The organism is Nocardia farcinica (assembly GCF_029867845.1).
GTDB classification, from domain to species: Bacteria; Actinomycetota; Actinomycetes; order Mycobacteriales; family Mycobacteriaceae; genus Nocardia; species Nocardia farcinica_A.
Genome location: NZ_JARWRU010000606.1, coordinates 1 through 9,427, shown reverse-complemented (window position 1 = coordinate 9,427; position 9,427 = coordinate 1). Strand labels below are relative to the sequence as shown.

General features: G+C 74.4%; 1 protein-coding gene. It reads right to left on the bottom strand.

The window, feature by feature from the left end; all coding sequences use genetic code 11:
- Positions 1–9,221 (bottom strand): sigma factor-like helix-turn-helix DNA-binding protein (locus QH283_RS13295; protein WP_280503310.1); only part of this gene is annotated, 9,221 nt, incomplete at its 3' end.
- Positions 9,222–9,427 lie beyond the last annotated feature (206 nt).

The following is a 9,427-nucleotide window of genomic DNA, read 5'->3' as shown; positions in this document are numbered from 1 at the left end:
GCTGTTCCAGCACGATTGGGCGGTGGCGGCGGAGACCGGATTCGTGCGCGGCCCGCGTGACCGCCCGGTCTTCGCGGTCCACGTGCACGACTTCGGCCACGAGCTCGCCCCCGCGGGCGGGTCCCCGCGCCCGGCCGACCGGCTTCCCGGCCCTCCCGCCCGGATTCCGCGGCCTCGCGCATCGCCCGCAGCAGCAGATCGGCGAGCAGGTGCTGCTCGGGGGTGGCGGCGACCGGGTCGTGCCGGACCGCCGCGAACGCCTCCGGCAGCGCCTCGGCGGGTTCGAGAGTGCCGTCACGGGCGAGGCTGTAGCGGGTCAGCACCTCGGACAGCCAGTCCGCGAGCCGCTCGGCGGTCCCGCCCAGTTCGTGAAAGCGCAACGCCAGCGCCAGCGACGCCTTGGTGCGCGCGGCGAACCCGCCCGCGGCGTCGAGCGCGTGGCCGAACTCGTGCACGAGGACCGCGTAGACCGGGCGGTCACGCGGGCCGCGCACGAATCCGGTCTCCGCCGCCACCGCCCAATCGTGCTGGAACAGCAGTGGATCGGTGACATAGCGCTCGTTCAACACGATCGAACGGGTGAACCAGCCCGCACCCTCGCGCACCATCGAGGTGCGGCCGAAGACCGCGCGTTCGAGCTCGTCCACGGCCAGGCCGCGCAGATCCACCGCGGGATGCTCGTCGAGCAGTTCGGTGACGGCCCTGGCGATCTCCCGCGCGGTGCGAACGTCCACACCGGGCAGGTCGAAGCCCGTTACGGTCAGCGCGTACTCCTCGCGCAGCGTCGCGGCCACCTCCGCGGCCGTCGCGTGCCGCGTCCACCGGTCCTCGATGCCGTCGCCGCCGAACACCGCGTCGGCGGGTAGCGCCTCGCCCGCCGGATCGGCGGCCGGAGCGGCGGGATCGGAGCGTCGCGACAACAGCGCCGCGAGCAGCCGATGCCCGTCGGAGGCCGCTTCCGGGTCGTTCGCCACCGCGGCGAAGGATTCCGCCAGCGCCCGGTCCACCGCGAACGACCCGTGGCCGCCGAAACTGTCGAAGCTGAAGCGGGCCTTGATCCACCTGTTGAACCCGGGCAGGTCCGGCGCGGCGGTCCGGGCGGCGTAGTGCGCGTAGAGCGCGCGCATGGCGAGGCGCCGCGCGCTGTGGCCACCCGCGTGATCGAGGATGCGACCCATCTCGTAGGTGACCGCGCCGAAGACCGGACGGTCCGGCGGCCCAACGATCGCCGCCCCCGACTCGCTGTTCTCCCACTCGGCCGTCAGCAGGTCCACGTCGACGGCGTACTGCTCGTTCAGCACGATCGAGGGACGCCCCTCGCGGCTGTCCGGGAGTTCGGCGCGAGCGATGATTCCCGGCGGCAGCGGTGCGATCCGCACCTGCTCCAGCGCGAGCCACGGATGGGCGGCGAGCACCGACCGCACCGCGTCCAGGTACTCGGCGGTGATGTCGGGGTTCAGCCCGAGCGCGTCGAAGCCGCTCACCCGCACCGCGTGTGCGGCCGCGAATCCGGCGGCCCGGTCGGCGGGCTCGGCCGGCGACTCGGCGGCCAGGTCGGCGGACTCGGCCTCGGCCGCCTCGAACCGCCACGGCGCGCCGGTGTGGTCGCGCAGTTCGAAGCCGTGCGCGAGCCCGAGTCCCCGGCCGGTGAGCCAGCGCAGCGCCGCGACGATCTCCGGCATCCCGGGCCGGTAGTGACCGCTGCGGTTGTCCAGGAACAGCACCCGGCCCGCGTGCACCTCGATCATCCCGGCCGCCGCGACCGCGGCGCCGGCGAGGAACGACGAATGCATCATCCTGCGGCCGATCCGGCTGCGATCGGCGTAGAGGTTGCCGTGACCGTCCATCACGAACTCGGTCCGCCTGCCCTCCCCCGTCCGGTAGGAGTGGAACGGCGTGCCGTCGACCGCCCGGTAGAGCCGCCCGTCCGGGCCGATGAAGACCCGGGCGGCCTCGCGCTCCTCGGGGGTCAGATAGTGCACGCGGTGCAGCAGCGAACGCTCCGGCGAGTCCTCGCCGCGATAGCTCTCGCCCATCTCGCGAGTCGCCGGCGGCCCCGGCGAGGTCGACGCGGCGGGAATCCGGTCGGGCGGGACATCGCGTGGCACGGGTCGCCAGTAGCCGTCGCGGTCCTCCCAGTAGGTCATCGCGGTGCCCGCCCACGGGCCCGCTCCCAGGACCACCCGCTCGATCCGCGGCGGCTCGATCGACTGGACGACCACCTCACCCGCCGAGGTGACGGTGGCGCTGAGGTATTCGACGGCGCCCTCGGGGCGGGTGAGCGCTTCGGCCAGTTCCGGGTGAGCGTCCAGCGCGTCGGTCAGCGTGGCGTCGATGTCGGAGCCGAGCCATTCGGTCACGATCACCCGTGGCGACGGCCCGTCGACGATGCCGATGCCGGGACCGAGCACGCGACCGCCCTGCTCGGTGATCTTCCTTCCCGCCTCGGCATCCCTGGCCGAGCGGAACTCGTGCAGTCCGGTGTCCTCCCAGTCGGCGATCATCGGGCGTGGCGCGGGCAGTCGCACCGGGTCCGGCGGCACACCGCGCCGGGATTCGTCGGCGCCGCGCACCGGCTCGACGCTCGCCTCCCCGGCACGGGCCGCCGCGTCCACCTCACCGAGCAGCAGGCGATGCAGCGCCCGCTGTCCCTCGCTCGCACCGCGGCCACGGTCCCTGACCGCCGCGAACGCCTCGGCCACGGCCTCACCGGCGGCGAAGCCGCCCTGCCGGTCGAAGGAGTAGTCGCCGAACCCGGCGCGCAGCCAGTCCAGGAAGCCCTCGGCGGTGACCTGCTCGGCGGCGGCCGCGTAACGGCGGAACAATTCCTCCTCCGCGCGCCCGCGCGTGCGATGACCGGCGAAAGCGTCCAGCACATGGCCGAATTCGTGCACCACATTGGCATACACCGCACGATCGCCCGGCCCGGCGCGACGGCCCGCCGCCACCTCGGCCGCCCAGAGTTCGGCGAACCGCCTCGGGTCCACGGCACAGGTGGTGTTCAGGGTGATCCCCGCGGTGCGCGCGCCGCCCGCGCCCATCACATAGTCGGCTCGCGCGTACAGCTCGTCGTCGAGCGGGGCGATTCGCGCCTGCCGCAGCGGCACCAGCGGGAAGGCGCTGAGCAGTTCGTCGAGGGCGCGCGCGTATTCGAGCGCCACCGCCACGCCGACCCCCGGTGTGTCGAAGCCGAGCACGGTGAGGCGGGGATGGCGGCGGGCAAGGGCCGCGCCCACCTCGGCGGCGCTGTCGTACCCGGCCGGGTCCCAGATCGACAGCGGCTGCTCGACCGTCTCCCGCGACCCCGCCGTGGCGGCCGGTCCGCTCGCCGCCGGATCGTGACCAGCGGACGGCGAACCGGCCCGATCCCGCGCGACCGCCTCGGCGCGGTCGATGAGCAGATCGTGCAGCGCCCGCTGGGCTTCGGTGGCCCGCGCCCGCGACTGCCGCACAGCGGCGAAACTCTCGGGAAGCGCCTCGACCGGATCGATGGTGCCGTCGGTGTAGAGGCTGTACGCGCTCAGTTGCTCCGCCGCCCACTCGGAGAACGCCGCCAGGTCCGTGCTGCGGCGCAGGATGCGGAAACGGTGGAACAGTTCGTAGAAGTACTCCTCGCGCGCGCCGAAATGTCCGGCGGCGTCCACCGCGTGCCCGAGTTCGTGGGTGATCACCCCGTAGACCGGACGGTCCGCGGTGCCGGCCATGTGACCGGCGGCGATCGCCTCGGCCCACAGGGTGGCGAACAGGTCCGGCCGGGTCGCGTACCGCACGTTGAAGACGACGGCGCGGGCGAACCAGTGCCCGTCCTCGGCCTCGAGATGGGTGACGGCGGGCTGCACCTGCGACTCGTCGGCGGGCGGCGGGTCCTGGTCGATCTCGCCGATGCGCACCTCACGCACATCGATCCACGGGAAGTCGCGCAGCGCGTCGTGCACCGCGCGGGCGTACTCGCGGGCGGTCTCCACGTCGACGCCGGGGAGGTCGAACCCGGTCACCGTGATGCCGTGCGCGGCCGACAGCGCGGCGCCCACCTCCGCGGCGGTCCGGTACCCGGACAGATCCCAGTCCGCCGGGACGTTTCCCGTCTCCCCAGCACGCGATTCGTCCCAGCCGTGCTCATCGGCGGCCGCGGCGGCATCGCCCGCGAGGTGGCGGACGGCGCGCGCGCCGGTCAGCGTGCCCCGGATGAGCACCTGCTCGTACTGCATCATCAGGTCGTAGTCGAGGAACGGCACGAACTCCCACCCGGCGCCCTCCGGGGGCGCCCCCGTGCGCCACTCCAGCACGATCCCGTCACCACGGGCGAACGCCTCGGCCATCGCGCGCGAACGCGACCACGAGGTCAGATCGCTCTCCTCGTGCGCGCCGAGCACGTGCTCCTCCGCCGAGACCGACCTGGTGCCGCGCGGGACCGCGCGTCCCGCGCGTGCCTGCGCATAGGCGGGATTCGGCGAGCCGTCCGTCAGCAGACGTGGCACGCCCCGGTACAGCGGCGTGCCGCCCTCCGGCAGGTCGCCCGCGAACACGACGGCGCCGTCGGGTTCGTGCCCGGCGGGGCGGGCGGACGCCGCGGCGGTGTCGGCCGACTGCCCGGCCGGCAACTCGTCGGCGAGCAGTTCGCGCAGCGTGCGAACGGTGCGCCGTTGCAGATCCTGGACCCACGCCCTCGGCCTCGCCTCGGCTGCCGCGATGTCCTCGACGGCGGCGCCGTGCAGGAAACGATGCCTGGCCAGGCGGCGCTGCTCGGGCGAGAGCAGGGCGATGGCGCGCAGCAGGGCTTCCGGGTCGTCCCGGCGCATCGTTTCGATCCATTCGATGCGGTGCTGGGCGGGCGCGCCGGAATCCACCGGCGACGGCTCGGGAACGGGCCGGGCGAGTTCTTCGGCGAGCAGGTCCGGTATCCGGCTCAGGGCGCGGCGCTGCACCGCGCTCACCGCGTCGCCGCTGCGCCCGAGTTCGGCGGCGGTCTCCTCGAGCGTCTTGTGCCGCAGGAAGCGCAGATCCAGGATCAGCCGTTCGATCGCGGGCAACCTCGCGATGGCCCGGTGCGCGGCGACCGGCTGCTCGCGCAGTGCCGCGCGCAACCGATCGGCCAGTTCGCCGCGGGCCGTCGCCGGGGCGGCGGGTGGGGGCGGCGGTCCCAGCCGCGGGGTGAGCAGTTCGATCAACCGGTCCAGGGTGCGGTCACGCAGGGCTTCGAGCCTGGCGCGGCGGTATCCGAGCGCGGACTCGATCGAGATCATCTTCTTCTCGCGCACGAACCTGAGCACGGCGAAGGTCCGCTCCGGCTCGGGCAGCCGGGCGACGGCCGCGTCGAGGACCCCGGGGTGATCGCGCCGCGCGGCGCGGACATAGGCGGTGGCGTGGGCGGGATCGAGTCGTCGGGCGCCGGTCAGGATGTCGGCCAGCCGCCGGATCGCCGTGCGGAACAACGCGTTGACCGAATCCTCGGTGCGTTTCATCGCCGCCGCGGTGCTCGCGATGGAGCGCTCCCGCAACACCCGGTGCCTGACCACCCTGGCCTGATCGGGCGGCAGCCCCCGCCGCGCGGCGCGCAGCGCCGCGGGGTTGTCGGTATGGGTCCGGCGCACCAGCTCGAGCGCCGCACCGCCCTGCCTGCGCGGCGGCGCCGCGCCGGTGAGGATCTCCGCCAGCGCGTGCACCGCGCGTTGTTGCAGGCGGCGCACCGCGTACTCGGTGCGGCCCATCGCCTCCCCGGTGTCCGCCGCCGACCGGCCCGCGACGAACCGGTGCTCGACGACCTCGCGTTGTGCGCGCGGCAGCCGGGCGAGGGCGGCGGCGAACGCCTGCGGGTCCTGCTCCCTGGCCCGGCGCACCGCCTCGAGCGCGGGTGTGCCCGAGGCCGTGGTGGCGGGCGCCTTGCCCTCGGGCCGCGAGCCCGTGCCGGAGTCGAGCAGCTCGAGCAGTCTGCGCGCCGCGCGCCGTTGCAGCGCGCCGACCGCGCCCTCGCTACGGCCCATCCGCGCGGCAACGCGGTCGAGCGGAAGCTCGCGCAGCAGCGTCGATTCCAGGACCTGTCGCTGGTCGGCGGTCAGGGCGTCCATGGCCTGACGCGTCTGCTCGGGCCGCTCGCGCAGCGCGTCACGGGCGCGGTCGACCGGCCGGGCCGATGCCGCCGCCGCTGGACCCGATCCCGCCGCCCGCGGGGCCGAGCCCGCCTCCGCGGTCAACAGCTCGGCCAGTGCGCGGAAGGCGCGGGATTTGAGTGTGCTCACCTGCGCGGGAGTGCGCCCCATCGCGGCGGCGATCTCGGGTGCGGACAGCCGCGAGACCAGCCGCAGTCGCGCGTATTCCGCTGCCGCCGCGGGCAATCGCTCGATCAGGCGGTGCACGCGGGCCGGGTCGACGGACAGCGCGGCCGTCACCGTCGCCTCATTCGGCGTCAGGTTCGCCCCGCGCCGGTCGACCAGGAACCGGGACACATCACGCACCGCTCCGCGCTGGATCGCCCTGACCATCTCGACGGGACGGTGCACGACCGCCGCGGTCGCCTCGAGGGAACGCCCCTCCCAGAAGCGCAGCACCAGCACCCGGCGTTTGTCCGTGGACAACGAGGCCAGCGCCTCGCGCACCTCGGTGGGCGTGGCCTCGGTCAGCGCGCGCCCCTCGGGGCCCGTGCGCGACACCTTCTCGGCGGCGATCAGCGCGTCGCGGATGCCGAGCCGCAAACGCTCGAAGCGCGCGGCCTGAGCCGGTCTGCCGCCCTCGGCCGCCGCCCGGTCCGCGCCGGGCCCTTCGTCCTGCGCCCGGTCTTGCGGACCTGCCCCGATGCGCGAGGTCGGTCGATCGGCGGCGTCGCCGTCCTCGGCGGAAGCGGATCGGTCACCGGCGGCGGGCGGCCGCTCGGGCACGCCGTCCGCGTCGTAGACGATGCCGTACACACCGGCCACCCGTGGCGGCGACTCACCCCAGCTGTAGACGAACTCCCTCGTCCCCGCCAGTTCTTCGCGCACGATCACCGCGCCGCCGGGCGCCCGGAACATGACGAAGGCGTGGGCGCCCACCACGTCGGGGCGGTTCAGGCCGAGGAATTCCACCACGCCGAGCACGACGCCGCCGGTCTCCCGCACCGTCCGCGCCACCTCGTCCAGCGACCGGAAGCCGCCGGGATGCCAGCCGCCGCCCGCCGCGGCCGACAATTCCCCGGCGCTCACCCCACGCGCGGCGATATCGCCCGCGCCGTCCATCCTCGGCGCGATCGCCTCGATGCCCAGTTCCTCCCTGGCGAAGCGCAATGCCTCCGGCGCACAGTTCTTCGGGACGCCGCCCTCGAGATGCGAGCGCGCGCTCTGGGCGGGGTAACGGTACTCGGTGGTGCCGTCGCCCCGACTCGCCCGGCGCGCGCGTTCGGCGGCCGCCTCGGCGTGCACGGCGAGCAGCCGGTGCAGCACCAGGGCAGGTTCGGCGGCCACCACACCGGGCACCTCCCGGTCGGCGAACGCTTCGGCCAGCGCCTCGTGCACGACGAACGCGCCGTTCTCGCCTTTGAAGCTGTAGCCGGCGAGCCCGCGCAACCAGGCGTCGAAACCGCCCGGCCGCCCGGGATGGTTCGCACGGTAGTGCTCGCGCAGCGCGGCCATCGCCTGTTCCCGCGCTCTGCCGCCGCCCGCGTAGTCCAGGGCGTGGCCGAGTTCGTGCACGATCCTGCTGTACACCGGGCGCTCGGCATGTCCCGGCGCGATCCGCCCGGATGCCTGCGCCTCCGTCAGCAGCGTCCGCAGCGTCGCCGGGTCGCCGGCGAAGGACTTGTTCAGTCCGAGCCAGCGCACCCGTCCCGACGGATCGGCGCGCAGTTCGGCGATCGTGCTCGGATGATCGAGATCGGCGATCCGAATGAGCGGCAGGTCGATGTGCCGGTACCGGGAGAGGATGTCGTGGACCGCGGCCGCGAACTCTCCGGCCACCCGGGGATGCACCCCGGGATCGTCGAAGCCCTCGACCTCGACACCGTAGGTGGTGCGCAGCCAGTCCGCGATCCGTGCCGGATCGCCCTGCGCGAGCACATCGGGTGTGCCCGGCGCCGGATCGGGCGCGGCCCCCTGCTCGGTGTCCGCGCTGCGCCGCGGCCCGGCCGTGCTGTCGTCCGGCTCGGGCGCGCGCTCCGCCGCCGGGGTCGCGGGCGGCGACGGCTCGGCCAGCTCGAACCAGGTGGACTTGCCGTCCGGCAGTTCCTCGACCCCGGAATCGTCGGTGAGGTCGGCGACCATGCCCATGCCGCGGCCGCGCTCGCCGAGTCCCTGGATGAGCGCGTCGAGGTCCTCCGGGTCGAGCGCGTCGATGAGATCGTCGGGCAGCTCGCCGGAGGCTACCGGCGCCACCAGGACCGGACTGTTGTCGATCACCTGCACATACGCCACCCGGCCGCCGTCGCGTTCGCCGACGGTGACGACGACGTGCACGGCGCCGGAGCTGTGCCGCAGCGAATTGGCCACCAGCTCCGAGGTCACCACGCGGATGTCGGCGAGCGTGCCCTCGTCGTGCCATCCGCGTTGCCGCAACTGCTCGACCACCCAGTCGCGCGCGACGCTCGCCTCGCGGACCCGTTCCCCCTCCATCGGCGCCGCGCCCGGTCTGCCTGCGGCGCCGACGACCAGTTCGCTGCGGTCCGCCGATTCGAACGGCCGATGGCCCGCCCGGGTGTAGGAGTGCTCGACGCCCGCGCGACCGGTCGGCGACTCGCCGGGCGTCAACGGGTCGACGGGACGGCCGTGCGCGTCGAAGACGATGCCGTACACACCGGCGACGTCGGCGGACTGCCCGCCCCACACATGCTCGTACTCGAGCGCGTGCGTGCCGGTCCACTCGCGCACCATCACCACATCGGGCCTGTCGGCGGGACGGTAGAAGGTCAGCTGGTGCGCCCCGACCGTCCGGTTCAGCAAGCCCTCGTACTCCACCAGCGCCAGCACCGTGCCCCCGCTGTCGCGGACCGTCGCGGCGACCTCGTCCAGTGAGCCGAATCCGCCGCGCCGCCAGTTGCCGCCCGCCGCCCGCGCCATGTCCTCCGGCGCGAAGCCGACAGCCTTGATCGCCTCCCCGTCACCGCGCAGCGGAAGCACGCTGTCGAGCCCGAGAACCTCGCGCCCGAACCACAATCCGTAGACCGCGCAGTTCATCGGCCTGCCCTCCGCCGGGCGGGTCGTGCCGCCGGCTTCCGGTGACCGGAATTCCACCGGCGCGGCGGCGAACTCGTCGGCCATCGGCCCGCGGGAGGCCATCGCCCTGCCCCCCGCGCGCGACTCCCCCGGTTCCTGCCCGCGCCCGGGGACCTCGGTCGCGGCGCCGCGCGTTTCGACCGCTCCGCCGCGCGCCGTGGCGTCCGTGCGCGGACCGCTCCCCGGTTCGGCGAATCGGTCGGCGACGGCCCGTCCGCTCCGCTCCGCGGCCGCGATCGGGGGCCCGTCCC